Below are 25,260 nucleotides of genomic sequence, written 5' to 3'. Positions count from 1 at the left end.
GCACATATTTTTGCTGTTTTTCGCGTTGTAACATAAATGTAACAGAATAGATATAACACCATAATAAAAAGGCGCTGTTTGTTACAGCGCCTAGTATTTACGTAACATTTACTTCTGTTCCATTAGCCATTCTACGAGTGCATCTAAGTCTTCTTCATCCGTTACTAAGTCGCTCGGCATACTTCTCGTACCATTTTCGATAATCGAACGGATATATTCTGGTGATTTTTCGCTGCCGATTTGAGATAGATCTTTTGCACTACTGCCGCGTCCTCTTAAATCGACGCCGTGACATCCAACGCACGTCTGCTTATAAACAACTTCTCCGCGGTGCATTTCTGACGCCACACGGCTTTCTTCAGTCGTTTCTTTGTTAGACGTGCACGCTGACAAAATAACAACTGCCATTAAACTTAATAAAAATCGCTTCATATTTGTCTCCATTAATTAAAAGGCTTTGTCGAGTGACAAAGCGTTACGAGTTTTATTTCGTGAAGTAGTCGTATAAGTCGCTAACTTCTTCGTCTGATAAACTACCAAACGCTGGCATTCCGCCTTTACCGTTTTTCACGATATCTGTAAATTCATCTTCACTTAATGAAGTGCCCGCTAGTGCTGGACCTGAAGCTCCTGTGAAGTCAGCTCCGTGACAAGATGAACAGTTTTGTTTTGCAACTTGTTCTCCTGGATGTGCTTCGTCAGTGCTTGAGTCGTCACCATTGTCTGCAGAGTCGCCGCCCCCGCCGCACGCTGCTAATACTAACGTTGAACCTAATAAAAACGTTGATAAGAACTTTTTCATAATGGTCACCTCTAATAAATTTTTAAAAGCTTATTCATACTTTTACATACCTATATTTTATCATATATAAACATTTTGTCATAAATAATGTTTTAAACATTTAAGTGCCATCTTAAATAACTGTCGATAAACGGCATTAAAACTCCGTTCATTACTTTGTCGACATTACCGACTTCGTAATTCGTACGGTGATCTTTTATCATCGAATATGGGTGAAATACGTATGAACGAATTTGCGATCCCCATCCAATTTCTTTTTGCTCACCTTTTAAAGCCGCGATTTCTTCTTGTTGACGTTCTAGTTCTAGCTGATAAAGTTTTGACTTTAACATCTTCAGTGCCGTTTCACGGTTTTTAATTTGTGAACGTTCATTTTGACACGTAACTACGACTCCTGTTGGACGGTGTGTAATACGTACCGCTGAATCTGTCGTGTTCACGTGCTGCCCCCCAGCACCACTTGCTCGGTACGTATCAATTGAAATATCTTCTTGATTAATTTCGATATTAATTTCAGAGTCTTTAAACTGTGGTGTTACTTCACACGACACAAATGACGTATGTCTTCGTCCTGATGAGTCAAATGGTGAAATACGAACGAGTCGATGGACGCCTTTTTCACCTTTTAATAATCCATAAGCAAACGGACCTTTAACACTGAGCGTCACACTTTTCACACCCGCTTCATCTCCAGCGAGATAGTTTAACACTTCTGTTTTAAATCCTTGGTTTTCAATAAAACGCTGATACATTCTCAGAAGCATCTCTGCCCAGTCTTGTGCTTCAGTACCACCCGCTCCAGGATGAAGTTCTAAAATCGCATCTTGTTCATCGTGCTCTTCACTTAAAAGAATGTTTAACTCGAATTCATCGGATTCTTTTTTGACGTTTTGAATCGTCTCTTCCATCATTTCCTGTAAATCCGGATCGTTTTCTTCCTTCAATAATTCTAAAGACACCTCGATGTCATTCACTTCGTCTTCTAGCGTATTAAATCCATCGACGACGCGTTTTAACTGGTTATTTTTTTCAATAATTTCGTTTGCTTTATCTGTGTCGTCCCAAAAGTTAGGTTCGACCATTAGTTCTTCGTACTCACGAATTTGTGTCTCTTTTTCTTCTAAGTCAAAGAGACCCCCTAAATTTTTCTAGTTTCGTACGCATCTCTTCTATAAAGCTTTTAATTTCACTTACTTCCATAATTTTCTCCTTAAGCACCGTGGCAGTTTTTGTACTTTTTACCAGACCCACATGGACATGGATCGTTTCTGCCAACTGTTTGTTTTTTAACGACCGGTTGCTTTTTCATTTTCTTTTTACCGTCAGATGCTTGCATTTTATTTTTATCGACGACTTGTTCACGTTTAATTTCTTCGTCAGATTGTACTTCTGATTTTAGAGTCATACGTGCTGTTGAGTCTTCGATTGCGTTCATCATCTCTTCAAACATTTCTAGCCCTTCGTTTTGATATTCTCTTAACGGGTTAATTTGTCCGTAAGATCTTAAGTGAATACCTGTACGGAGTTGGTCCATCGAGTCGATATGCTCTGTCCATTTTTGGTCGATCGTACGTAACATCATCATGCGCTCAAATTGACGCATACGTTCAGGTGTTAAAATCTCTTCTTTACGCTCTAACTCTTTATACGCTTTTTCTTTGATGAGTTCGATAATTGACTCCGTCGATTGACCGACTAAGTCATCCATTTCAATTTCACCTTCACGAACGTAATACTGCTCGAGCAACTCTTTAAACGTTTCATAGTCGATCATTGAACTGTCTTGGTCATTGTAATAGTGAATTGTGCGTTCAATAGAGTTATCGATCATACCGTGAAGTAAGTCTCTCACGTCTTTTTTGTCGATAATTTCGTTACGTTCACCGTATATAATTTCACGTTGTGTTCTTAACACTTCGTCATATTCTAATACACGTTTACGTGCGTCGAAGTTATTTCCTTCCACACGCTTTTGTGCAGATTCTACATTACGTGTAATAAAACGACTTTCTAACATTTCATTTTCCATACCGAGTTTTTCCATCATCGCTTGAATACGTTCAGATCCGAAACGTTTCATTAAGTCGTCTTCTAAGGATAAGTAGAACGTACTCACTCCGACGTCACCTTGACGCCCTGAACGCCCACGTAACTGATCGTCAATACGACGTGATTCGTGACGCTCTGTACCGATAACTGCAAGTCCACCGAGCTCTCTAACTCCTTCACCGAGCTTAATGTCTGTACCACGACCGGCCATGTTTGTAGCGATTGTAACTTGTCCACGTTGACCCGCATCTTCAACGATTTGAGCTTCTTGTTCGTGGTTTTTAGCGTTTAATACGTTATGGCGTACACCCGCTCGACGCAGTAAATCAGAAATAATTTCTGACGTTTCTACCGCGACTGTACCGATTAAGACCGGTTGACCACGTTTATAACGTTCGACAACTTCTTCGATGACTGCCTTATATTTATTATCTTTTGTCGAATAAATTCTATCGTTTAAGTCTTCACGTTGAACCGGACGGTTCGTCGGAATTTGCGTAACGCGCATATTGTAAATATCTAAAAATTCTTCTTCTTCAGTTTTAGCTGTACCTGTCATACCCGATAACTTATTGTATAGCCTAAAGAAGTTTTGGAACGTAATAGATGCGAGTGTTTTAGATTCGCGCTGAATCTCAACCGCTTCTTTTGCTTCTAACGCTTGGTGTAACCCTTCAGAGAAACGACGCCCTGGCATCGTACGACCTGTAAATTTGTCGACGATTAATACTTCTCCGTCATTCACGACATAATCGACGTTACGCTCCATCGTATAGTTTGCTTTTAACGCTTGGTTAATATGGTGAAGCGTCGAAACATTTTTAACGTCGTAAAGGTTATCTAACTTATACCATTTCTCCGCTTTTGTCATACCATCTTCAGTTAAAAGAATCGTATTTTTACGCACGTCATACGTATAGTCTTGTTCTTTCTTTAACGTTGATACAAATAATTGTGCTTGTTGGTATTCCGTCACGCGCTCATCTGCTTGACCTGAAATAATTAACGGTGTACGCGCTTCGTCGATTAAAATCGAGTCGACCTCGTCCACGACACAGTAATTTAACGGACGCTGCACACGATCTTCTTTATATGCGACCATGTTGTCTCGTAAGTAGTCAAATCCGAGCTCGTTGTTTGTCGTATACGTAATATCACAGTTATACGCTTCACGTTTTTCTTCACTATTTTTTTGGTTTAAGTTGAGTCCAACTGTTAACCCTAGGAAGTTATATAACTTTGCCATCTCTTCACTTTGTACTGAAGATAAATATTCGTTAACAGTAATTACGTGTACACCGCGTCCTGTTAAGGCATTTAAATATACCGGCATCGTCGCCGTTAACGTTTTACCTTCACCGGTTTTCATCTCTGCGATGTCGCCTTTATGAAGTGCAATACCACCCATAATTTGTACAGGGAATGGTTTCATTTCTAACGTACGCTGAGATGCCTCACGTACAACAGCGAATGCTTCTGGTAAAATTTGATCTAAAATTTTGTCTTGCTTTTTTCTATCTTCACTATGTTCAGTTAATTTCGCTTTAAATTTTTCAGTTTCTTGCTGTAGTTCAGAATCGCTATATGTGCTATAGCGTTCTTCAAGCGCGAGTACTTTTTTCATTTCTTTTTCAAGAGATTTAAGTTCGCGTTTATTGCCGTCGAATAATTTACGCAACATACTCATCGAAATTTCTCCTTATAAAATCATTATCATTACATTTTACCAAATTTTTTGCTGAAAATAAAAGCTTACACATTAAAAGCCTCTAGCTTTTTGCTAGAGGCTTAGATGTTCAATTAATTTGTTTCAATTAAACCGTATTTACCATCTTTACGTTTGTAAACGATACTTGTCGCTTCTCTATAACGGTCGTTAAACACGAAGAAATCGTGACCAAGCATATCCATTTGTAGAATTGCTTCTTCAGCATCCATCGGTTTTAACGTAAACTCTTTAGATTTTACAATTTTAATATCATCGTCATCTTTAGATTCTTCTGGTTGCTCACTTAACACTTGGAATAAATCTACGTGGCTTGCATCTTTTTCACGGAATTTACGGTTAATTTTAGTTTTATGTTTTCTAATCTGACGTTCTAATTTTTCAACGACTGCGTCTACTGCAGTGTATAAGTCGTCATGTCTTTCTTCCGCGCGTAATGTTAAGCCTTTCATTGGGACTGTAATTTCTACTTTCCCCATTTTGTTGTGGTACGTTTTGATGTTTGCGTGTGCAAATACGTCTTGCTGATCGTTAAAATAACGATCTAATTTATTTACCTTATCTTCGATAAATGAACGAATTGCATCAGTGACTTCGATGTTTTCTCCTCTAATTTCGACTCTAATCATGATGATACCTCCTAATGTTATCTTGTACCTTAATTATATCAAAGTTTTCTAGATATAGAAAACGTTAACACATCGATACGCTTTGGATTATGCGCCTTTAATATTTCACTCACTTGGCGCACAGTTTCTCCGGTCGTAAATATGTCGTCGACGATTATAATCGACTGATTTTTTAAATCAATATCCTCTCGCATTGAAAATGGATTAACCTCTGTCTCTCTTTCATATTTAGAAAGTTGTGATTGACGCATCGTTCGATGTGACGTCAAAATATCGTCGTATTTAACGCCCGCATCATCTAATATGCGCGTCACTTGATTAAACCCACGTTCTTTTAAACGAAGCTTTGATATTGGGACCGGGATTACTTTATCATATAGCCGGATTTTTTCTTTTACAAACATCGAAAACACCTTTTCTAGCGCGACATCTCCTAAAAACTTATATCGCCGTATCATCCGCTTTACAATTCGTTCATACTCATACAACGTTACGACATTCATATCATGAAACTGAAACGATTCATCGATTTTTAATTCCATTAATTCAGATAAACAACCGTCACATAAACAAGACGGTTGTAGAAATATATTAATTAGATTATAGTCCCTTTCTATCTCATTATGACAATACACGCAGTTCATAGTTTTACATCTCCTTTATTAAACCGATACGTTTTTTCTAATGCTTTTATGATGCCGAGCGTATTGTGCTTTGCAAAAATATAAACGTTGCCTTTCGTATCTTCGAGTTTACGTCCAACGCGTCCTGCGATTTGTATGAGTGACGTGTCATCAAAATATTCACCGTGAATGACGAAAACGTCTAAACATTTAAATGTGACACCGCGCTCTAAAATTGTCGTTGTGATCATAATATCGATGTGACCGTTTCGCATAGCATCCATCTTCTCTTTACGATGAGGATCTCCACTAAAAATCGTTTCGACCGTTTTAAATTCTTTCATAATGACATTTTTAATCGGCTCTAATAAGTCGATGTGAGGTACGAATATAAACACCTTTCTATCTTTTGACATCGATTCTTTTAATAAACGCGAGAAACTATTCGGCAATTTCTTTTTCTTTAAATGTTGTTTCACATTTGTAAAAAACACTTTTGGCATGACGAGAGGATCTCCGTGATACCTACGTGTAATCGAGACGATATGTTCTTTTTTAACATCCTTAATTAAAGTTTTACTCGGCGTCGCAGTTAAGTAAATGATGACTCCGTTAGTTGATTTTGATTGCTGGATTTGTGACTCGAGCACTTCATCTCGAGCGAGTGGAAAGGCATCTACTTCGTCGATAATAATAACGTCATAATGATTTCTAAAATTAAACAATTGATGGACTGTCGACACTGTAAAGACAAAATCCGCTTCAATTTTTTCTTCTCCGTATAATAAGTCGATCCGTGCGTCTTTAAACGCATCTGTTAACCGTAAATATATTTCTCGTATGACATCGATTCTCGGCGAAACGAATAATACATTCATACCTAAACTTCTTGCATATTGTATACCGCGAAATGTAATTTCTGTTTTCCCTGCTCCAGTTACTGCATAAATCATTAGATCGTGATTATGTTGAATCGCATCTACAATACGTGTTTGCGCTTTTAACTGCTCGGAGTTTAACTCAAAGTTTAAAACATACGGCATAAACTTACGGTAGCGTATCGGTGAGATAACACGTAACGGTTTACGGCTATCGCTTCTACCAAGTGTCACGCAGTGCATACAATACGTGACGTCTCCGAAGAAATCTGAATACGAATAAAATAGATTCTGATTTTGATTGCCACATCTTATGCATTTGTACGCACCATTTTCTTTTTTAACACCGACTTTAGAGTAAATCGTTGTGTTTGATTTCGTTCTTGTAAATTTCATATACACTCCAATAAAAAAACACGCAACGAAATACGCTGCGTGTTTATATATAATATTTATGATTGATTAAAATCCTGTGACATCGACATCAAACGATGTAATCGAGACTCCGATTGCATGTTCACCTAAATGTGTACCGATAACTGGTCCAAAGTGACTGATAAGTACTGTTGCATCTTTAAATTTACTTGCAAGTTTTGCTTGGAATTCTTTTGCTTCATCTTCAATATTAGCGTGAATGACCGTTAACACGATATTGTCGCCTGCTTGTTTGTCGATGGCTTCTTGAACGAGGTCTTCTACTTTACTTAACGCTTTTTTCTTCGTACGGATTTTTTGAATCGCAACGATTTTACCTTCTTCAAATTGTAAAATCGGTTTGATTTTTAGCAATTGACCGACGAACGCTTGTGCGTTTGAAAGTCTACCACCCTTTTTTAAATTCGTTAGATCATCGACGACAAAGTATGCGTCTAAATAGTCTTTATTGGTAAAACGGTTGAGTGTTTCTAACAACTCTTCTAGTGGCGTATCATCTTTATGTTGCGCGGCATAGACTGCAAGTAAACCGAGTGGCGTACACGCGATTTTTGAATCGACTGCATGTAGTGTAATTCCTTCTACACTTTGTCCCGCTGCGACTGCGTTTTGTAATGTTCCACTAATTGAACTCGATAAGTGGAAACTGATCACGTCTGTATACCCTTTTTTATAAAGTTCTTCTAATAGAAGAATATAGTCTCCAATAGACGGTTGAGACGTCATAGGAAGTTCTTCTTGTGCGCGCATTTTGTCATAAAATTCTTCAGGCGTAATATCGATATCTTCTCGGTACGTGTCATCGCCAAAAATTGTGTTTAAAGGTATTGTATAAATGTCATTTTTTTCTTTAATTTCATCTGATAAGTATGCTGTTGAATCTACTACAATTGCTATTTTCATAAATATCCCTCACATATTAGCACTCGTTTCTATATTACACTAAAACCGCTCTATGTTAAACTGTTTTAAAGAGGTGTACACGATGGAACAAATTTACATGAACAAATTAAATACGTCTGTTGAAATCGATATTAAACGTTCAACGTTTATATCGTATATCGCACGTACTGAAACTGAAGATGAAGCAAAACAATTTATAAATGAAATTAAGCAAACACATAAAGACGCAACTCATAATTGTAGTGCTTACATTATTGGAGAAAATGCACTCATTCAGCGAGCCGATGATGATGGAGAACCTCAAGGAACAGCAGGCATTCCAATTTTAGAAGTATTAAAGCGTGAAGAGTTGTACAATACGACGATCGTCGTTACGCGTTACTTCGGTGGCATTAAGCTCGGAGCCGGTGGGCTAATCCGCGCATATTCAAGTGGAGCTGCTGAAGCTGTAAAAGCGAGCGGTAAAGTATATCTCGTTCCGATGGTGCCGTCCATGATCGTATTAGATTATACATTCACGAAACGTTTCGAACATTTTTTAGAACAAGAACAAATCGAGATTAGAGATCAGAAATATACAGACAAAGTCACGTATCAACTGATCATTTCAGAAGAAAAAGTAGAAGATGTTAAAAGTGAACTCCAAAAAATAACGAGTGATACGTTTACGATGTCTACTTCAGAAGTAGAAATGGCAGAACGTACACTCGTCTAGCGATTCATATATATAAACATTCGTTTAACAAATCTTAAAATCGGGCGGCGGGTTGATCCTATCAAATCCGTCGCTTCTACTATAATGACGACCGATAAGATAAGCAGTAAACAAATGAGTACTGCACCTGTCACTGTAGATAAATATAAAATTACTGATGCAAACGCAAATAGCGTTGCCATAAAGTAAAGTAAAATCACACTTTGACGGTGCGTAAACCCTAAGTATTGTAACCTATGGTGCAAATGCCCTCTATCGGCGCGCGTCAGTGAGACTCCTTCTCTATACCGTCTAACGGCTGCAAATGTTATATCGATAAACGGTACGCCAAGAATGATAATTGGGAATAAAATAGAGAAAAACGTCACGTTTTTAAATCCTAATATCGATAATACTCCGAGTACATACCCTAAAAACATCGATCCGTTATCTCCTAAAAAGAGTTTCGCTGGATAGAAGTTATAATATAAAACCCCGAGCGTTGACCCGATAAGAATCACGCTTATCATCATGACAAATATATTATTTTGTAAAATCGCAATTACTGCAATACTTGCTAAAGCTATAACTGTTACACCAGAGGCTAATCCGTCTAATCCATCAATTAAGTTAACTGCGTTAATGATCACTGCGATCCATAAATACGTAAATGGAATCGCAAATATACCAAAATCTACCGTTATCCCAAACGGCGTAATCGTATCAATGACAACCCCAAACATCACGGGTATCGTAATAACAACGAGTTGTCCAATGAATTTAATACTCGGTTTTAGATCATATTTATCGTCGATAATACCAATTAATACAATTAACCCTCCACCGAGAATAATCGGTATGTATTCTGGTTCGATCGGTCGAGCGATAATTAATGTAATTACAAACGATACAAAAATCGATATCCCGCCGGAAAACGGCATTGGTTTCGCATGTTGTTTTCTATGGTTTGGATAATCGACAAACCCAAACTTATAACTTAACTTTATAAATATCGGTGCAACGATGAATGATATGATTGCAGATAATATTAATAGAAATAATGTATACATATCCTCACCTGCTAATTATTCTTATTAACTATATCATAATTCGCTATTAAATACTCCTACCACTTAATTTCATTTAAATTTAAAACACTGTATAATATGATATGAATTTGCTCAAAAAGGCGGTATGCAAATGATTATAAACTTTATATTAAATATCGCGCTCATTATTAGTGGAATCTATGTATTTTATAGATTGCAGTATAAATTTAGAAAAGGCGTTAAAAATCCACTCCTATTCCAAAGTTTAATGATGACTGCTCTAGCCGTATTATCACTTATGGTCCCTTTACATATCGGGGACGTCACGTTATCGTTATATTACATACCGATGATTCTATTGTTTTTACACAATAAAATACCGTATAAAATATTATCGATTGCAATCGTATTTTTGTTTTATCATTTCTTATTTCAATACGACCTCATCCAGTTTGTGATATTTTTAGTGCTCATGGTTCTTTATCAAATGATTGTACCGTTCATTAAGACACCTAGGACGAGTATTATCATATTGTCGAGTGGACTTTTCACTGTCGTGTACTTGATTACGTTGTATATTTTCGTCACACCAATTAGCGATAAGACGTTAGTCGCATTTTTCTTATCGTCTTTATGTGCAACTATCTTTATATTGTTAGTATACGAAGACATTAATCGAACATTTAACTTCTTTATCAATAGAGAAAAATATAAATATTACGACCGTCTCACAAAACTTGGTAACGTTAAAATGTTTGACCGCTTCATCGACAAATTGTTTAAAGAAGAAGAAAACGTCAGCATATTATTAATCGACATCGATAACTTTAAGTTTTTTAATGATATCAACGGATATGATTCTGGGGACGAGCTCATTAAACAAATTGCTCGCCTGTTAAAAAACCATCTACCTACAGGTGGGGAGATGTTTAGAAGTACAGGAGAAGAGTTCTCGATGGTCATTCCAAATTTATCGTTTGACCAGACAGTCCGTCTTGGTGAGGCGATTCGTTACACTGTTGAACATACAAAGTTCCACATTGATGATACGCACGTCGTTAACATGACTGTATCTATTGGCATCGGTTATAAGTCGACTCAGACGATGCTTAAAAAAGACGTCATTCGCCAAGCAGACAACATGCTTTTTGCAGCGAAAAAACAAGGACAAAATAGAATTATGTTTGCTCCAGTTGGATAAAAAAACAGGAAACATTTCAGTTTCCTGTTTTAATCTTCAACACGTGCAAGTGCTTGAACTGTTATTTTACTATGTGAATCGTGCCACTTCACTTCACCATTTTCAAAGTAAAACGCTTGTGGTGATTCGTGTTTAATGTTAAATTTTTCAGCAATGTAGTTTGAAAGTTCTCTGTGATCTCGAACGATTAAATAATAGCCATCGATATCACGTTCATAGTGAAACTTTTGAAACTCCTCAAACGCTGTCGCAGAGATTGGACATGTGTTACTATGTTTCATAAAGTAAAAATATGGCTTTTCTTCGAGCAATCGGTCAAATGACTCGATTGATGTTATCTTTGTTAACATCTTGAACAACTCCTTAATAGCTTTAATTAATTTATCACGGTTTTATATTAAAATCAAATTAAAATCAATTTAGTACAATTTGAAAGGGTGAAAAATATGCAAAGAGAATTAAAACGTTGGACGATTTTAGACACGATTAACGCGACACTTTTAATCGTTGTGTTTTTATACGTACTGGATTTCCAAAATAACGCACTCGTATCTTGGATTTTTGTGATTGTATTCGCATTTTGGATGGTTACAGTCATTTCTAGAAACATTATCATCTCTAGAATACGTGACGGTAAAATGGAAGATCCGACAAAGAAATAATGAAATGGAAAACTGCACATCAATATGATGTGCTACCCAAAAGTTGGACTTTTGGAATTATGCAGATTGTAAGGTATGTTTCCTGAATTCTTCAGGAGACATGCCTTTTAATTTTAGCTTAATTCTATCTTTATTATAGTATCTAATATATTCATGTACTGCAATCTCTAATGCTTCATATGTCTTGAATACTTCTCCATAAAACATTTCCTGCTTTAATAAGCCAAAGAAGTTCTCCATCGGTGAATTATCTAAACAGTTTCCTTTACGTGACATACTCATTGTTGCACCATATTCTGTTATGGTATTTCCCCAACTACTATGCTGATAATGAAATCCTTGATCCGAGTGAACAACTAATTGGTTTAGATTGTGTTGGTGTTCCTCAAGTGCTTTATTTAAAGGATTTATAGCGATTGCTAGGTTTGGTGAACGACTTAATTGATAGGCAATCACTTCAGAGTTATAACAATCCATAATCGTTGATAAATATAGTTTCTTGCCTTTGATAGGTAACGCAAACTCTGTGACATCTGTGACCCATAGTTGATTAAATGTTTTCGGCTTAAAGTTACGCTTTACCTTATTTGGAGCGACTTTTCCAACTTGTCCTTTATATGAACTGTAACGTGTTCTCGATTTGTTTTTGAATTTTTGACATAGTAAATTATAGGTTTTCATAATGCGTAACAAGCGCTTATGATTCACCACAATTTGTTCTCTGTTTTCGAGTATCGCTTTGATTCTTCTGTAACCATATCTACCTTTATGTTTTGATACAATTTCTTTAATTTTATTTACTAGCCATCGATCTTTTTGTTTCTGATCATCCATATGTTTTATCCAGTAGTAATATACAGACTTCGGTAGCTTCAACACTGTTAAAATCTCTTTTAGTGTATAAGTCGTTTCTTGCCTTACCTCAAGCGCTACTTTCGTTTTTTGTCTGTTGGATCTGTCGGTAAGGCATTTAACTTTTTTAGAATGATATTTTCCAGTTCTTTCATTCTTAGTTCTTCTCTTAGACGTTCTAACTCTTCGCGTTCTGTTTCATTCAGTGGTTCACTCTTCGATACTTGTTTTTGGTTATTTTCTTTATTAGGCATATGTTTTATTGGTCTCCCTTGTTTGCCCTCTAGAGCAGCTGGGCCACCTTCTTGAATCTTGCGATTCCAGTTAGCGATTGTTGAAAAATGCTTGATACCAAAGTGTTCCGCTGTTTCTCTATAAGACAATTGATTTTCTTCTCTATATTTTAAAACAGCTCGCTTAAATTCACTAGTATATTGAGTATTACTTAGAGATTTAGTGAGGCCCTGATAGCCATATGTGTTGTATTGTTTTACCCATGTTTGAACAAGCAATCTATCCACATTATACTTTTCACCTAAAAATTTATATCCTCCTGCTTCATTTAAATATTCATTAACTACTTTTACCTTAAATTCAAAGCTATGCTTTTTATACTTCATACAAAAACACCCCTAAAGTTGGATTTTAGTGTCCAACTTTAGGGGTGCACCTCAAATATTGATGTGCAGTTATTATTTTGTAGATTCTTTTAATTGATTCAGTTTTTCTGAGTACGTCATATCAAGTTTATTAAACGATTCTGTTTTTGGAACGATGTTTTGAATTTGAAGATTTTGTTCTTCTTCGTATACTTGGATGATGTTAATACGTTCTTTGTAATATGATTTGAATGTATAAAACATTTCTAAACTGATACTTCGTACAGATTTTGCTTCGTCAGTTTCAAGTGATAATTGATTTAATTTGTCGATTTGTGTATCTAAAATTGGCATTAGTACTTCATCCACAATGCGTTGTTTCTCAGCTACATCGTTATCGCTTTGTAATAAACCGACATTTTCTTCAAGCTCACCACTACGCTCATTGACGATGTCTATCACTTGGTCGATTTCTGCTGCAGCTACTTTAGAGTGGTTGCCTTGGATAATAGACTGACGTTCTTTTTTTGCCGCACTGACGGCTTCACCGTCTTTAATGAGTTGATTTGTCGACTCTTTATACGATAAATATAAATCGATCCCACGTCCGAGCTCTTTCGCGAACGTTTCTTTTAACTCTAAACTCTCTACATAATCTTCATGCACTTCTTTTAACTCTTCGTTTGAAACTTCTACCGTTTCTATTTTTTCATTCATTTTAGTCGACAATGGGACGAGAGATTCATCGACTACTTTTTTAATTTCAGCGATGTCATCTTTTGAAACATCTGCCTCTGTTGCATAGACTGTCTCTAGTTGCTTTAAGTCGAGTTCGTCGAGTGCCTCAAGAAATTGTCGGTCGAGTTCATAAATATCTTCCATATTTTCTTCATATTGCTGGATGTCACTTTCTAACGATGACTGGCACGCAGATATAATGAAGACTGTGCCGAGTAATATCGTTAACTTTAAATATCGAAACATGCTAGAATCTCACCCTTCCTCTTGCATGGTTATTCTAGTCTTTTTTTGTATTCCCGTTTATAATAGTAATTGATTCGTATTGAGAAAGGACTTTTGTTATGAACATTGAAAAATCCTTACGCGAGCGTCTAACAAATTCTGTCATTAAAACAGATGAACCATTACAACGCTATACGTATTCACATACTGGTGGTAATGCAGATTACTATATATCAGTATATAATATTCACGATGCAATGGAAACTATCCGTTTTGCAAAAGAGTATTCAATACCAATTACGTATCTTGGAAATGGTTCGAATTTAATTATTAGAGACGGTGGCATTAGAGGGATTGTGTTAAACACGTTAGAGTTAAAAGAAATTAAACGTGATGGCGATTATATTACGTCAGGCAGTGGTAGTCGAATTATTGACGTATCACGTTTTGCGCGCGACCATTCACTAACTGGATTAGAATTTGCGTGTGGCATTCCAGGCAGCGTCGGAGGCGCTGTATATATGAACGCTGGAGCGTACGGTGGCGAATTAAAAGACTGCCTCGTAGAAGCATCAGTAATTACGCCAGATGGAGAATTATTAACTTTAACAAATGAGGAATTACACCTCGGATATAGACAAAGTATCGTTCAAGAGAATGGATATTTAGTCGTCGAAGCGACATTTAAATTAGAAGAAGGTAGTTCATCTGAAATAAATGCGAAAATGGATGAGCTGACGTTTTTACGTGAATCAAAACAACCGCTTGATTTACCGTCTTGTGGTTCGGTATTCCAAAGACCCCCGGGACACTTTGCGGGAAAACTGATTCAAGATAGTGGTCTACAAGGACATAGAGTGGGTGGCGTGGAAGTTTCTAAAAAGCATGCCGGGTTTATGGTAAACATCGACAACGGTACAGGTAGTGATTACGAAGAGTTAATTCACCACGTACAACAAGTCGTTAAAGAAAAGTATGACGTGCTGTTACAGCGCGAAGTTAGAATTATCGGTGAACATACAGAAAAAACGATCCAAGATTAAATCTTGGATCGTTTTTTAATTATTTTACTTCATTTAAAAACCCTTGTAATTCTTCTAGTTGGCCAATCGCTGACGCGTGACCACCAGAGTTTAAGTACCATCTTACTGAATTTAATTCAAAGATGTTATCATCTTTTACAGCATCTACGTTGTTAGTAACATCAGTTTTAAGTACGTCTACTTTTGTAGCATCCTCACCGTTACTAATCGCTGCACCACGGTCCATCACTAAAATCATACTTGGGTTTGCTTTAGAGATGTACTCAAATGAAATTTGGTTACCATGTGACGCAGTTTTGTCTTCTGAGTCACCTTCGGAAGATTTGAATCCGATTGGATTGTATAAGAAATCATAACGTCCGCCTGGGCCGTGTAGTGATAGGTCGCCACCATTTGTTTGGATGAACATCATCGTTTTATCTTTTTCGGAAACTAAGTTTTTAGTTTCTTCGATTTTTTCATCTAATTCTTTGTTTAACGCTTCTGCGTCTGATTGTTTATCGTATAATTCTCCGATAAATGTCGTCATTTCTTTAATGTCTTCAAAGTAGTTGTCAGATTGAGCACTTACATAAATAATTGATGCGTTAGGTGCTGCCTTTTTAAATTCTTCGATTGATGGTTTGTTTGCTTGACGTCCACCAATCATGATGATTTCTGGATCTAACTCTGCAATTTTCTCGAAGTCTGGAATCTTTTAACCCACCGAGGTTTACATACTTCTCATCTTTATAAGTTTCTAGCTCAGGTCCAAGAATAGAGTCGTTCTCACCTTTAGGTAACGCGATAACGTTATCTTGTAAACCTAGTGCTTCAAATGTTGATGCAACCCCTAAGTCTAATAAAACTACTTTGTTAGAATTTTTAATTACGTCAATTGTTTCGTCAACAGCTTCAGTATCGCTATCACGTTCTGTTGTAAGACTCATATCAAAGTTATTTGTGTATGGAACTGTTGTTTCTACAGTTTCCTCATCATCTTTAGCTGGTTCTTCTTTTGTCTCTGACTGATCTGTACCGCCACCGTTACTACATGCAGCAAGTACAATCACTCCTAAAAATAATAAAAGTAATGCAGATAATTTTTTAATGTTCATTGAAACTTCTCCTTCTAAATTTAGCCCCCACTAAATTTCAAGCTGTAGCGCACCCATCACCTCCTTAAAATTTAAACGACTAGACTGCCCCAAATACTTGACGTGATTCAACAGCTTCACCATCGAAGTAAATACAAATACGGTGACCACAGACGTTTTGTATTTGTAAGTCCATGTCGTATATATCTCTCAAAATATCTTCTTGGATGACTTCATCTTTAGTGCCAGATATTTTTAATTTGCCATCTTTTAATGCTGCGATATTATCTGAGTAACACGACGCAAAGTTAATATCGTGAATGACGATAATTATCGTCTTATTTTTATCGCGACATAATCGACGTAAGATTTGCATAATTTGAACTGAGTGTTTCATATCTAAGTTGTTGAGTGGTTCATCTAAAAATATATATTCAGTATCTTGCGCAATTGTCATAGCGATAAATGCGCGTTGACGCTGACCACCAGATAACTCATCAATCATACGATGTTGTAAATCTTGAAGTCCCATATATTTAATTGCTTCGTCGATTTTTTCGTTATCTTCTTGTTTTAAACGCCCTTTACAATACGGATATCGACCGAATGCGATAAGCTCTCGTACTGTAATGTTTAAATTTAAATGGTTACTCTGTTTTAAAATCGATATTTTTTTAGCGAGCTCATTGTCCGGTTTTGTAAATAAATTTTCACCTTCTAGCAATACTTCTCCGCTGTTTTTATCCATTAAACGAGTGACCATCGAGATTACTGTACTTTTACCGGCACCGTTTGGCCCGATTAAAGACATCAGTTTCCCTTTTTCTATATCGAGTGACACGTTGTCGACAACTTTTTTGTTACCATACGCTTTAGAAAGACCTTTAATTTGTATCAAGCCTTACTCCTCCTTAGCATGAGATAGATAAAGTACACTCCACCTACTAAGTTAATGATAACACTTAGTTCGATGTTATTCTTAAATACGAACTGTACAACCATCTGACCAATTAATAACGCGATAATGCTGATTAATGTGGTTCCTATAATAAGATATAAATGTTTATACGTTTTAAACATTTCATGGGCTAAGTTTACGACGAGTAGCCCTAAAAACATAATCGGTCCAACAAGTGCTGTCGATGCGGATACGAATATCGCGACGATAATGAGTAGTTTCGAAACTTTTAAGTCGTAGTTTACTCCGAGGTTAATCGCGTGATCTCTACCGAGCGCCATCACATCGAGCGATGAAAAATCGAGTAGCACGATGATAAGTAACACGATGACGATACCGAGTGTGATATAAAGTAACGTTTCATTTATCTTCGTAAACGATCCGAATAACTGTCCTTGTAATATCATGAAATCTTCTGGAGAGATTAGCACTTGCATAAATGTTGCTAAATTTCCAAAAAACGTTCCAAGTATAATACCGATAAGTAATAGTATGAAGACGTTGTTTTTCGTCAATTTAAATAAGAATTTAAATACAAAAACTGTAAATATGACGAGTATTATTAAACTTAAGAAATAGTTATACGCGTCATTAAATAGTAATGGCGAACTAACTCCTGCAATAAATACGATCGCTGTTTGTATAAATACATAGACCGAATCTAACCCCATAATCGACGGAGTAATGATTCTATTTTTAACAATCGTCTGGAACACTACCGTTGATACTGCGATTGCGGTAGCAACGATAATAATTGCGAACGTACGGAGCATTCTTGACGGTAGTTGATAATGTAAAATCTTAAAATTTATACCGTACAACATGTAAAATGCTATAAGTCCAAGTGCAACGACTGATAAAACGATTAAAAGCGTTATATTTTTCTTATTACTATGCATGCTTTACCCTCCTATAAATCATAAATAGGAAGATTGCACTACCAAATACAGCGATGACGAGTCCAACAGACACTTCGTACGGGTAAATAATCACACGGCCGATGATGTCACAGATCATAACGAATATCCCACCGAGTGTTGCTGTTAAGAAAATCGTACTGCGTAAATGATCCCCTCTAAAAATAGAGACGATGTTCGGAACGATTAACCCTAAAAACGGTAGCATACCAACTGTTACAACGACAATTGCTGTAATCGCAGCGGTAATAAATAGTCCGATATTTACGACACGCTTATAATTCAGACCTAAGTTTTTAGAGAAATCTTCTCCCATACCAGCAACTGTAAACTGATGTGCATAAAAAATTGCTAATAGCAATAACGGAATACTAATATATAAAATCTCGTATCGCCCAGTGACTAGCGTAGAGAAACTGCCGTGCATCCACGCACCGATGGATTGTAAGTTATTCGTTCTAAGTGCTAAAAACGTCCCGATACTCGAAACGACCCCACCGAGCATAATACCGATCAGTGGAACGAAAATGATATCTTTAAATTTAATACGTGTAATAATCTGCATGAAGATTAACGTCCCGATAAGTGATAGCGCAGTTGCAAATGATAATTTCATTAACATATTCGCTGCCGGGAAAAATATCATTCCGATTAAAATACCGAGTTGCGCCCATTCCATCGTCCCTGCTGTCGTAGGTGATACGAACTTGTTACGCGTGAGCTGTTGCATAATTAAACCAGATGTCGCAAGAGCAGCACCTGCAATGATAATTGATACAGTACGCGGTATTCTACTATGTAATAAAACTGTCTTTTGTTGCTCATTTAAATTAAATATATCTGATAAAGGCAAACTACTTACTCCAACAAATAGAGAAAGTATCGATACTAATATGAGCACAATGATTAGTACATCTAGCCTAAATAATTTCTTCATCATGTGAAACCGCCTAATTGATAATCATTCTCACTGAATTTCTATTTATCATTATACTACACGATTCTCTATTTACAAGCATAATAGAGAAAAACCACTCGAAAATGAGTGGTTTTTTAATGAATGATGATCGTTTCGTTATTATCATTTGAAATCTCATCATCTAGAATTTTAAAAATAGTCCCAACTGCGCTGTCGTCGTTTGGATTGAACGAAGCATCTCGTTCAGTCGGACGATAGCTTAGCGTATAAACGTTAAGATCTTCTTTACGAAGCTCGCTTTGTATCGCATGCGTGAGTCCTTCTATCGCACCGGTAACTGCATAATATAAATTGTGTTCGAATGTTTCTTCACGTACAGGTTCTACTAAATTGATGATTTTCGTCTCTTTCATTTCGATCAATTGATTGCGTAACGTGCGTACTCCAAGGTACGTTCCCCACACGTGTTCGTTCATAACTTCAGTAAATTCATCGTATGAAACATTGTATACATCGTTATCTTCAGTCTCAATGGAGTGTATAAAAATCACACCATTTAAACCGTCGTATGTTGAATCTATTTTATCGACCATATTTAGCCAGTCGATTTCTTTTGCTTGTTCGAGTAAAAATACTTCGTGATGCGCATCACTATATGATTTTAATTCATCGTGCAACGCTTCGAGTTCGTTGTAGTCATTTCCAGATAATATTAAATTGTGGCCACGCTTTGCAAGTTCATGCGCCAAACGTTGCCCAATTGCTGTTAAAGCATCTGTAATAATGTACGTCTTTTTCATCTAAGTACCTCCATTAGAATGTTCACCATTCTTAGATACTTATTTTACGCCATTCTATTTTTTTCGTCTAGAAATGTAATTACTCTACGACAACCTCATTTTTAGGCATTGTGTGTAAGCCGTTCGCGTCAACGTGTGAGATCACTTCGTATGTTCCTGCTTCTTTAAATGTGTAGTTCAATTTGTAAAGTCCATTTTCAGTAAATTCACCTTCGATTTTATCGAGGCTTTCATCGTCTTTTAACACTTCAAATAATACTTTATCTGCATCGTTTACATCTTCATCGTTTGAAGTAACGTGTGCAACGAATTCAACTTCTTCACCAGCTGTTGCTTTTTCAGGAGTCGTTAACTCAACATCTAAACCAGCAACTTCGTCGTGATCGTGATGCTCGTGTCCTTCCATGTCGTCTTTGTTTTCGTCATTTCCACATGCTCCAAGTACTAAAACGCTTGATAATACTGCTGCACCTAATAATTTTTTCATTGATATGTTGCCTCCAATATGTATGATATAAATTTAGAATATCATACATTTTCTTGTTCTTTATCGCTTAATTATGTATAGATTTTGACAAAGATATATACCAATCTATGTGTTACACTATGATAGTAATTTTAATAATAAAGAAGGTATACAGTTGAACAATATAACGAAAGGGATTATCGCTTTAATTATTTCATCTCTTGGTTTTAGTTTAATGTCGCTCTTTGTAAAATACTCTGGCGACTTACCAACAGTACAAAAAGCGTTTTTTAGAAACTTCGTCGCGATGTTGATTGCGCTCGTACTCGTCATTCGCTATAAAGAACCACTGTTTGGTAAAAAAGAAAACCAAGGATTGCTATTACTGCGTTCAACGCTCGGGTTAATCGGGGTTATCCTTAACTTTTACACACTCGATAAACTCGTCTTAAGTGACGCAGATATTTTAAACAAGCTCAGTCCGTTTTTCACGATTATTTTATCCGCAATATTTTTAAAGGAATATATTAGACGATTCCAAATGACTTCGATTATTATCGCATTCATTGGTGCGATATTTATTATCAAACCGTCGTTTGAAAGTACATCATTTGATGCCTTAGTCGGGGTGCTCGGTGCTCTCGCAGCTGCAGGAGCGTACACTGTGTTAAGAGTCCTCGGAGATCGCGAGAAATTTTACACCGTCGTATTTTATTTCTCAGGATTTTCAACAGTCGCGTTACTGCCGTTTTTCATCTATAACTATGAACCGATGACCGGTGAACAACTCATGTTCCTATTACTTGCAGGAGTCGCAGCATCAGTAGGACAATTCGGCCTAACGATTGCATACAGTTATGCACCAGCGAAAGAGATCTCGATATTCTTCTACACGACGATTATATTTACTGCGATGTTCAGTATCATATTCTTTGGAGAATACCCAGATATTCTATCGATTATCGGGTACATTATCATCTTCGCAGCAAGTTTCTATATGTACATGAAAAACTTACCGCAAAAACGAACGTAATAATTCTGTTGAAAAGGAGCGAGACCATGCTGATTCCGGGTCTCGCTTTTTGGTGTGTTCGTTCGGTAATTTTTACTCTAAAAGAATAAAAATGTTATTTGAGTGTGTTTTATTTAACAAAAATTTTGCGATTTTGTTAGTTATCCGGATATATTTAACACATTTCGAGACCACGACCCAATTTTTGTTAATTATATTTTTTTATCTAACAAAAACGAGGCCAGTTCCGGAGTTTTTGTTAATTATCTCGATATATCTAACACATTCAATTGTTTTTTGTAAATAAGCGAGGAGTGATAATTTCTTTTTATCCTAAAAGATTAAAAACTCAACTTCTCTCGGTTTTATTTAACATAAAATCCCCGTTTTTGTTAGATATCCGGATATATTTAACATATTTTGGTGTTGGCGTCGTGTTTTTGTTAATTATATTTTTTTATCTAACAAAAACGAGGCTAAATCCGGAGTTTTTGTTAATTATCTCGATATATCTAACAAATTCAATTGTTTTTTGTAAATAAGCGAGGAGTGATAGTTTCTTTTTATCCTAAAAGATTAAAAACTCAAATTCTTTCGGTTTTATTTAACATAAAATCCCCGTTTTTGTTAGATATCCGGATATATTTAACATATTTAGAGGCCACGACCCAATTTTTGTTAAGTATCCTGTTTTATCTAAGTTACGTCCATATAATTGTGTAAAATAGAAAAAAAGAGCCATCGTATTCTCTGTTATAATTCAGTTACCAACAAAAATTAACAGGGAGAGAATACAAATGACTCAACTTAATTTTACAGTAGATATGAAAAAAATTCTAGAGGATATCTCTGGAAGTAACCTTAATGAAATGACTAAGGGTCTTCTAACTTTAGTGTTAAATCAAGTGATGCAAGAAGAACGAGATGAATACATGGGTATTGGCTCATATGAAAGAAACAGTAGTCGAAAAGACTATCGTAATGGCAGTTATCGCCGAGGGTTCACAACGTTAGTTGGAAAAATTGAACTCGAAGTCCCACGAACACGTTCCGGAGAGTTTTCACCACAGGTATTTGAGAAGTGGCAAAGAAAGGACCAGGCGCTCGTGCTTTCTTTGATTGAAATGGTAGTCAGCGGTGTGTCTACGCGTAAAGTCACTAAAATTGTGGAAGAACTAGTCGGAGAAAGTGTCTCGAAATCATTCGTATCTAACGTGATGAAACGATTAGATCCAGAAATCCAAGACTTCGCGGAGCGTTCATTAACACACAATATATTTAAATATGTATCAGTAGATGCGATGTATATTAAAGTACGTGAGAATCATAGAATCGTCTCTAAAGCTGTGTATATTGCGCTCGGTATTGGTGTAGATGGTCATCGTGAAGTACTTGGGTTTAAAGTGGATGATGCTGAGAGTAAGAATCACTGGGGCACTTTTTACGTGACTTAAAAAATCGTGGGTTAACACAACCAGAACTCATTACTTCAGATTCACATCAAGGTTTAAAGCAGGCGATTCAAGAAGAGTTCCCGGGCACACCTTGGCAAAGATGTACAGTCCATTTCTTAAGAAACATTACGAATGTAATGCCTAAAAAAGGTTCAACTGCTGCGCGTCAATTATTGAGAGAGATTTTTCATACGACAACACCCCAACATGCACGAGAAGCAAAAGAGAAGTTTTTAGACTTTGTATCAGAGGATCCAAGATTTAATCACGCGGTAGAAATTTTAGAAAGTGGATTTGACGATGCGATTCAATGTTTAATGTGTCCAGCGGCTAGACAAAAGTTTTTAAAAAGTACAAACGCACTCGAACGACTAAATAGTGAGTTAAGACGTCGTGAGCGCGTTGTTAGAGTATTTCCAAATGTCGAGTCTGCATTTCGTTTAATTGGCGCACTTCTTCTTGATGCGAATGAAGCCTATAAAGAAACAAATAGAAAAGTGAGCGCGTTCGTGGAAGCTAAAGAATAACAGAGAGATTTTTTATTTTACACAATATTTAAGACTTGACCCATTTTTTATAAATAAGCGACCCGAGAGACCCGAGAGACCCGAGAGACCCGAGAGACCCGAGAGACCCCACCAAGTCTCAATCCCGCTAGACCTCCCCGAACCACAATAAAAAAAGTCTTTTCATCCTCTAAAGATGAAAAGACTCTTCCCCTATTTCTTACTATACTCTTCGACGACTTTTAAGAAGTGTGGGCTGTAATGTTTGAGTTTATAGTTTCCGATGCCAAGCAGTTTGATCATGTCGCCTTTTGTTTCTGGCATCTTTTTTGCGATTTCTTTTAACGACGCATCTGTAAAAATCTGCGCAGCATCTATATTTCGCGCCACAGCAAGTTCTTCACGCTTATCTTTTAGTTGCTGATAAAGAGCCTCGTTAAAACTAGATTCCGTCGATACGCTTACTTTTTCTTTAAACTGCGTGCGATATGGTACCGTGTAAATCATTTCTATACCGTTAAGTACCGCTTCACTCTTCTTCACGACGTATAACGTATCGTTTTCTAAATGTATATATCCTCTAAATACGAGTTCTTCGATTATGTGGTGAATTTCGCTCGTTAAGTAGTTCGATAATTGCCCGAACTGGCTGACTTCAGTCAAGCCAGAATCAATAATATTATCGTTCACTTCACCGCGTAACACTTGAATCACTTTTTCAGGTGACAGCGACACTAGTTTAACGAGTGTCATAATAAGTTTCGCTTCCTCAGTCATATCAACTGTACGCGCGTCACTTTTACAGTTTGAACACTCCCCGCACTCAGTCACGTATTCATTTTTATCAAAATATTTTACGATAAACGACGACAAACATTTTGACGTTTCGTTATATTGAATCATTCGGTCGAGTTTTTCACGCATACTTTCTTTTACATCGTCACTCGCTTGTGATTGGTCGATGAAAAACTGTTGGAGCGCAATGTCTCTCGGGTTCGATAAAAGAATACATTGGCTCATTTTACCGTCACGACCCGCTCGCCCAATTTCTTGGTAGTAACTTTCCAGGTCTCCAGGTAAATTGTAGTGGATAATGAACCTGATATTCTCCTTATCGATTCCCATACCAAAGGCGTTCGTTGCAACGATGACTTTGACGTCATCCTTTATAAACGCATTTTGATTTTCTTCACGCTCAGACTTCGTAAGTCCTGCGTGGTAAATTCTGTTATCAATATTATTATCTGATAAAAAGCCACTGATCTTTTCAGTTTCTTTACGCGTCGCCGCGTATATAATGCCACTTTTGCCTCTATGTTCGTTTAAATAGTCAACGATAAAACGCTCGCGCTGGAACGTGTCATTGACAATTAACTCTAAATTGTCGCGTTTTACTGACGTTTTATAGACATCCGTCTCATCGATTTCTAAAAGCTCTATAATATTTTTCTCAACGTCTTCAGTTGCAGTCGCAGTTAACGCGACTTTTACCGCGTCTCCAATATATTCATTGATGACCGAAATAACGTCTTGATAACTTGGTCTAAAATCGTGTCCCCATTTTGAGATACAGTGGGCTTCATCGAATGCAACAAGCGGGATATTAATTCTCGAGATAATTTCTAAAAACTCTTCATTTTTAAAGCGCTCCGGCGCGACATATAATAAGTCAATATCCCCATTTAATAATCGTCGCTCGATTCGCGCTTGATCTTTTTTTGTCATGTTTGAGTTGATATACGCTGCTTTAATTCCTTTATCGACAAGCGCTGTCACTTGGTCTTGCATAAGCGAAATTAACGGTGAAATGACGATCGTCGTACCGTCAAACATTAATGCAGGAACTTGGTAACATAACGATTTCCCAGATCCTGTTGGTAATACACCTAACGTATTTTGACCGTTTAAAACTGACTGTATAATTTCTTTTTGCTTTGGTCGAAACGTCTCTAAACCAAATGACTTTTTTAATACAGATTCCATACAACTCACCCAATCGTCCAACTTTTAAGCTAACTTATTATACATTAAATGATTCAAATAT

The 25,260-nt window shown here is 36.7% G+C and carries 25 protein-coding genes and 2 pseudogenes; 6 read left to right on the top strand and 21 right to left on the bottom strand.

Features of this window, described 5'->3' with window-relative positions; translation table 11 throughout:
• Positions 1–108: 108 nt before the first annotated feature.
• From CJ229_RS07780 to CJ229_RS07745, 8 genes are all read right to left on the bottom strand, one after another.
• Positions 109–432: a c-type cytochrome gene (locus tag CJ229_RS07780; RefSeq protein WP_070709370.1), complete on the bottom strand. Its 324-nt coding sequence runs from the start codon at positions 430–432 to the stop codon at positions 109–111.
• A 52-nt stretch (positions 433–484) separates the two neighbouring features.
• Complete coding sequence (locus CJ229_RS07775; RefSeq protein ID WP_070709368.1) at positions 485–802, bottom strand: c-type cytochrome; 318 nt, start codon at positions 800–802, stop codon at positions 485–487.
• Between the two features lie 92 nt (positions 803–894).
• A protein-coding gene (gene prfB / locus CJ229_RS07770) for a peptide chain release factor 2 (protein WP_102167878.1) occupies positions 895–2,002 on the bottom strand; the annotation gives its coding sequence in 2 pieces (ribosomal slippage) (positions 895–1,929 and positions 1,931–2,002; 1,107 coding nt in all).
• A 10-nt stretch (positions 2,003–2,012) separates the two neighbouring features.
• The gene (secA, locus tag CJ229_RS07765) at positions 2,013–4,538 is read right to left on the bottom strand and encodes a preprotein translocase subunit SecA (protein WP_102167879.1); all 2,526 of its coding nucleotides are present in this window, start codon (positions 4,536–4,538) and stop codon (positions 2,013–2,015) included.
• Positions 4,539–4,651: 113 nt separating this feature from the next.
• On the bottom strand, positions 4,652–5,206 hold the full coding sequence (hpf, locus tag CJ229_RS07760) for a ribosome hibernation-promoting factor, HPF/YfiA family (protein WP_102167880.1): 555 nt from the start codon (positions 5,204–5,206) through the stop codon (positions 4,652–4,654).
• Between the two features lie 38 nt (positions 5,207–5,244).
• Positions 5,245–5,748, bottom strand: a complete 504-nt coding sequence (locus tag CJ229_RS07755) for a ComF family protein (RefSeq protein ID WP_219718737.1) — start codon at positions 5,746–5,748, stop codon at positions 5,245–5,247.
• A gap of 98 nt (positions 5,749–5,846) precedes the next feature.
• A complete protein-coding gene (locus CJ229_RS07750; protein WP_102167882.1) occupies positions 5,847–7,103 on the bottom strand; it encodes a DEAD/DEAH box helicase family protein in 1,257 nt (418 codons plus the stop codon).
• 66 nt (positions 7,104–7,169) lie between these two features.
• Complete coding sequence (locus tag CJ229_RS07745) at positions 7,170–8,045, bottom strand: DegV family protein (RefSeq protein WP_068129834.1); 876 nt, start codon at positions 8,043–8,045, stop codon at positions 7,170–7,172.
• Between the two features lie 82 nt (positions 8,046–8,127).
• Between CJ229_RS07745 and CJ229_RS07740 the strand changes: the two genes are divergently transcribed.
• Positions 8,128–8,760, top strand: coding sequence for a YigZ family protein (locus CJ229_RS07740; RefSeq protein ID WP_102167883.1), 633 nt, complete (start codon positions 8,128–8,130; stop codon positions 8,758–8,760).
• Here CJ229_RS07740 and CJ229_RS07735 read toward each other — a convergent pair.
• Positions 8,757–9,809: a glycosyltransferase family 4 protein gene (locus tag CJ229_RS07735; RefSeq protein WP_102167884.1), complete on the bottom strand. Its 1,053-nt coding sequence runs from the start codon at positions 9,807–9,809 to the stop codon at positions 8,757–8,759. The two genes, CJ229_RS07740 and CJ229_RS07735, sit on opposite strands and share 4 nt — an antisense overlap.
• Before the next feature lie 130 nt (positions 9,810–9,939).
• Between CJ229_RS07735 and CJ229_RS07730 the strand changes: the two genes are divergently transcribed.
• Positions 9,940–10,989: a GGDEF domain-containing protein gene (locus tag CJ229_RS07730; RefSeq protein ID WP_180953426.1), complete on the top strand. Its 1,050-nt coding sequence runs from the start codon at positions 9,940–9,942 to the stop codon at positions 10,987–10,989.
• A gap of 29 nt (positions 10,990–11,018) precedes the next feature.
• Here CJ229_RS07730 and ytxJ read toward each other — a convergent pair whose 3' ends face one another.
• Positions 11,019–11,339 carry a bacillithiol system redox-active protein YtxJ gene (ytxJ, locus tag CJ229_RS07725; protein ID WP_040929471.1) on the bottom strand — a complete coding sequence of 107 codons (321 nt, stop codon included), beginning with the start codon at positions 11,337–11,339 and terminating at the stop codon, positions 11,019–11,021.
• Positions 11,340–11,435: 96 nt separating this feature from the next.
• Here ytxJ and CJ229_RS07720 point away from each other — a divergent pair, with 96 nt between their 5' ends.
• Positions 11,436–11,651, top strand: a complete 216-nt coding sequence (locus tag CJ229_RS07720; RefSeq protein WP_040929472.1) for a hypothetical protein — start codon at positions 11,436–11,438, stop codon at positions 11,649–11,651.
• Positions 11,652–11,708: 57 nt separating this feature from the next.
• Here CJ229_RS07720 and CJ229_RS07715 read toward each other — a convergent pair.
• From CJ229_RS07715 to CJ229_RS07705, 3 genes and pseudogenes are all read right to left on the bottom strand, one after another.
• Positions 11,709–12,611 (bottom strand): annotated as a pseudogene (locus tag CJ229_RS07715) (IS3 family transposase); the annotation flags it as partial.
• A complete protein-coding gene (locus tag CJ229_RS07710) occupies positions 12,581–13,123 on the bottom strand; it encodes a helix-turn-helix domain-containing protein (protein ID WP_317846558.1) in 543 nt (180 codons plus the stop codon). The gene CJ229_RS07710 and the pseudogene CJ229_RS07715, both read right to left, overlap by 31 nt.
• 72 nt (positions 13,124–13,195) lie before the next feature.
• Positions 13,196–14,086: an EMYY motif lipoprotein gene (locus CJ229_RS07705; protein WP_070709356.1), complete on the bottom strand. Its 891-nt coding sequence runs from the start codon at positions 14,084–14,086 to the stop codon at positions 13,196–13,198.
• A gap of 98 nt (positions 14,087–14,184) precedes the next feature.
• Between CJ229_RS07705 and murB the strand changes: the two genes are divergently transcribed.
• On the top strand, positions 14,185–15,108 hold the full coding sequence (murB, locus tag CJ229_RS07700) for a UDP-N-acetylmuramate dehydrogenase (protein ID WP_068129815.1): 924 nt from the start codon (positions 14,185–14,187) through the stop codon (positions 15,106–15,108).
• 19 nt (positions 15,109–15,127) lie between these two features.
• On the opposite strand, the gene CJ229_RS07695 is transcribed toward murB, so the two are convergent.
• The 7 genes from CJ229_RS07695 to CJ229_RS07665 all read right to left on the bottom strand — a co-directional run bounded on the left by CJ229_RS07695 (position 15,128) and on the right by CJ229_RS07665 (position 20,265).
• A complete protein-coding gene (locus CJ229_RS07695) occupies positions 15,128–15,757 on the bottom strand; it encodes an ABC transporter substrate-binding protein (RefSeq protein WP_317846557.1) in 630 nt (209 codons plus the stop codon).
• A complete protein-coding gene (locus tag CJ229_RS07690; protein WP_317846556.1) occupies positions 15,711–16,205 on the bottom strand; it encodes a substrate-binding domain-containing protein in 495 nt (164 codons plus the stop codon). Before CJ229_RS07690 ends, CJ229_RS07695 begins: the two co-directional genes overlap by 47 nt.
• Positions 16,206–16,284: 79 nt before the next feature.
• A complete protein-coding gene (locus CJ229_RS07685; protein WP_068129807.1) occupies positions 16,285–17,082 on the bottom strand; it encodes an iron ABC transporter ATP-binding protein in 798 nt (265 codons plus the stop codon).
• On the bottom strand, positions 17,079–18,041 hold the full coding sequence (locus CJ229_RS07680) for an iron chelate uptake ABC transporter family permease subunit (RefSeq protein WP_070623517.1): 963 nt from the start codon (positions 18,039–18,041) through the stop codon (positions 17,079–17,081). The genes CJ229_RS07685 and CJ229_RS07680 overlap by 4 nt, the downstream gene beginning before the upstream one ends.
• Positions 18,034–18,996, bottom strand: coding sequence for an ABC transporter permease (locus CJ229_RS07675; RefSeq protein WP_070623525.1), 963 nt, complete (start codon positions 18,994–18,996; stop codon positions 18,034–18,036). Before CJ229_RS07675 ends, CJ229_RS07680 begins: the two co-directional genes overlap by 8 nt.
• Before the next feature lie 116 nt (positions 18,997–19,112).
• Entirely contained in the window at positions 19,113–19,778 is a 666-nt protein-coding gene (locus tag CJ229_RS07670) for an SDR family NAD(P)-dependent oxidoreductase (RefSeq protein ID WP_102167887.1), read from the bottom strand.
• A 79-nt stretch (positions 19,779–19,857) separates the two neighbouring features.
• Positions 19,858–20,265: a FixH family protein gene (locus CJ229_RS07665; protein ID WP_102167886.1), complete on the bottom strand. Its 408-nt coding sequence runs from the start codon at positions 20,263–20,265 to the stop codon at positions 19,858–19,860.
• A gap of 154 nt (positions 20,266–20,419) precedes the next feature.
• On the opposite strand from CJ229_RS07665, the gene CJ229_RS07660 reads away from it, so the two are divergent.
• On the top strand, positions 20,420–21,277 hold the full coding sequence (locus CJ229_RS07660; protein ID WP_180953428.1) for a DMT family transporter: 858 nt from the start codon (positions 20,420–20,422) through the stop codon (positions 21,275–21,277).
• A 776-nt stretch (positions 21,278–22,053) separates the two neighbouring features.
• Positions 22,054–23,237, top strand: a pseudogene (locus CJ229_RS08850) (IS256 family transposase).
• 192 nt (positions 23,238–23,429) lie between these two features.
• Here the strand turns inward: CJ229_RS08850 and recQ are convergent.
• Complete coding sequence (recQ, locus tag CJ229_RS07645; RefSeq protein ID WP_102167861.1) at positions 23,430–25,199, bottom strand: DNA helicase RecQ; 1,770 nt, start codon at positions 25,197–25,199, stop codon at positions 23,430–23,432.
• Positions 25,200–25,260: the final 61 nt, after the last annotated feature.

The sequence above is a fragment of the Nosocomiicoccus massiliensis genome (assembly GCF_002871345.2).
Lineage (GTDB): Bacteria > Bacillota > Bacilli > Staphylococcales > Salinicoccaceae > Nosocomiicoccus > Nosocomiicoccus ampullae_A.
The sequence above is the reverse complement of the archived record's forward strand: the minus strand, read 5'-3'. Positions and strand labels throughout refer to the sequence as shown.

Excerpts from the sequence above, each read along its gene's own strand:
- CJ229_RS07780 (WP_070709370.1), bottom strand. The coding sequence starts at position 432 with ATGAAGCGATTTTTATTAAGTTTAATGGCAGTTGTTATTTTGTCAGCG.
- CJ229_RS07775 (WP_070709368.1), bottom strand. The coding sequence starts at position 802 with ATGAAAAAGTTCTTATCAACGTTTTTATTAGGTTCAACGTTAGTATTA.
- secA (WP_102167879.1), bottom strand. The coding sequence starts at position 4,538 with ATGAGTATGTTGCGTAAATTATTCGACGGCAATAAACGCGAACTTAAA.
- hpf (WP_102167880.1), bottom strand. The coding sequence starts at position 5,206 with ATGATTAGAGTCGAAATTAGAGGAGAAAACATCGAAGTCACTGATGCA.
- CJ229_RS07755 (WP_219718737.1), bottom strand. The coding sequence starts at position 5,748 with ATGGAATTAAAAATCGATGAATCGTTTCAGTTTCATGATATGAATGTC.
- CJ229_RS07750 (WP_102167882.1), bottom strand. The coding sequence starts at position 7,103 with ATGAAATTTACAAGAACGAAATCAAACACAACGATTTACTCTAAAGTC.
- CJ229_RS07745 (WP_068129834.1), bottom strand. The coding sequence starts at position 8,045 with ATGAAAATAGCAATTGTAGTAGATTCAACAGCATACTTATCAGATGAA.
- CJ229_RS07740 (WP_102167883.1), top strand. The coding sequence starts at position 8,128 with ATGGAACAAATTTACATGAACAAATTAAATACGTCTGTTGAAATCGAT.
- CJ229_RS07735 (WP_102167884.1), bottom strand. The coding sequence starts at position 9,809 with ATGTATACATTATTTCTATTAATATTATCTGCAATCATATCATTCATC.
- CJ229_RS07730 (WP_180953426.1), top strand. The coding sequence starts at position 9,940 with ATGATTATAAACTTTATATTAAATATCGCGCTCATTATTAGTGGAATC.
- ytxJ (WP_040929471.1), bottom strand. The coding sequence starts at position 11,339 with ATGTTAACAAAGATAACATCAATCGAGTCATTTGACCGATTGCTCGAA.
- CJ229_RS07720 (WP_040929472.1), top strand. The coding sequence starts at position 11,436 with ATGCAAAGAGAATTAAAACGTTGGACGATTTTAGACACGATTAACGCG.
- CJ229_RS07710 (WP_317846558.1), bottom strand. The coding sequence starts at position 13,123 with ATGAAGTATAAAAAGCATAGCTTTGAATTTAAGGTAAAAGTAGTTAAT.
- CJ229_RS07705 (WP_070709356.1), bottom strand. The coding sequence starts at position 14,086 with ATGTTTCGATATTTAAAGTTAACGATATTACTCGGCACAGTCTTCATT.
- murB (WP_068129815.1), top strand. The coding sequence starts at position 14,185 with ATGAACATTGAAAAATCCTTACGCGAGCGTCTAACAAATTCTGTCATT.
- CJ229_RS07695 (WP_317846557.1), bottom strand. The coding sequence starts at position 15,757 with ATGATTGGTGGACGTCAAGCAAACAAACCATCAATCGAAGAATTTAAA.
- CJ229_RS07690 (WP_317846556.1), bottom strand. The coding sequence starts at position 16,205 with ATGAACATTAAAAAATTATCTGCATTACTTTTATTATTTTTAGGAGTG.
- CJ229_RS07680 (WP_070623517.1), bottom strand. The coding sequence starts at position 18,041 with ATGCATAGTAATAAGAAAAATATAACGCTTTTAATCGTTTTATCAGTC.
- CJ229_RS07675 (WP_070623525.1), bottom strand. The coding sequence starts at position 18,996 with ATGAAGAAATTATTTAGGCTAGATGTACTAATCATTGTGCTCATATTA.
- CJ229_RS07670 (WP_102167887.1), bottom strand. The coding sequence starts at position 19,778 with ATGAAAAAGACGTACATTATTACAGATGCTTTAACAGCAATTGGGCAA.
- CJ229_RS07665 (WP_102167886.1), bottom strand. The coding sequence starts at position 20,265 with ATGAAAAAATTATTAGGTGCAGCAGTATTATCAAGCGTTTTAGTACTT.
- recQ (WP_102167861.1), bottom strand. The coding sequence starts at position 25,199 with ATGGAATCTGTATTAAAAAAGTCATTTGGTTTAGAGACGTTTCGACCA.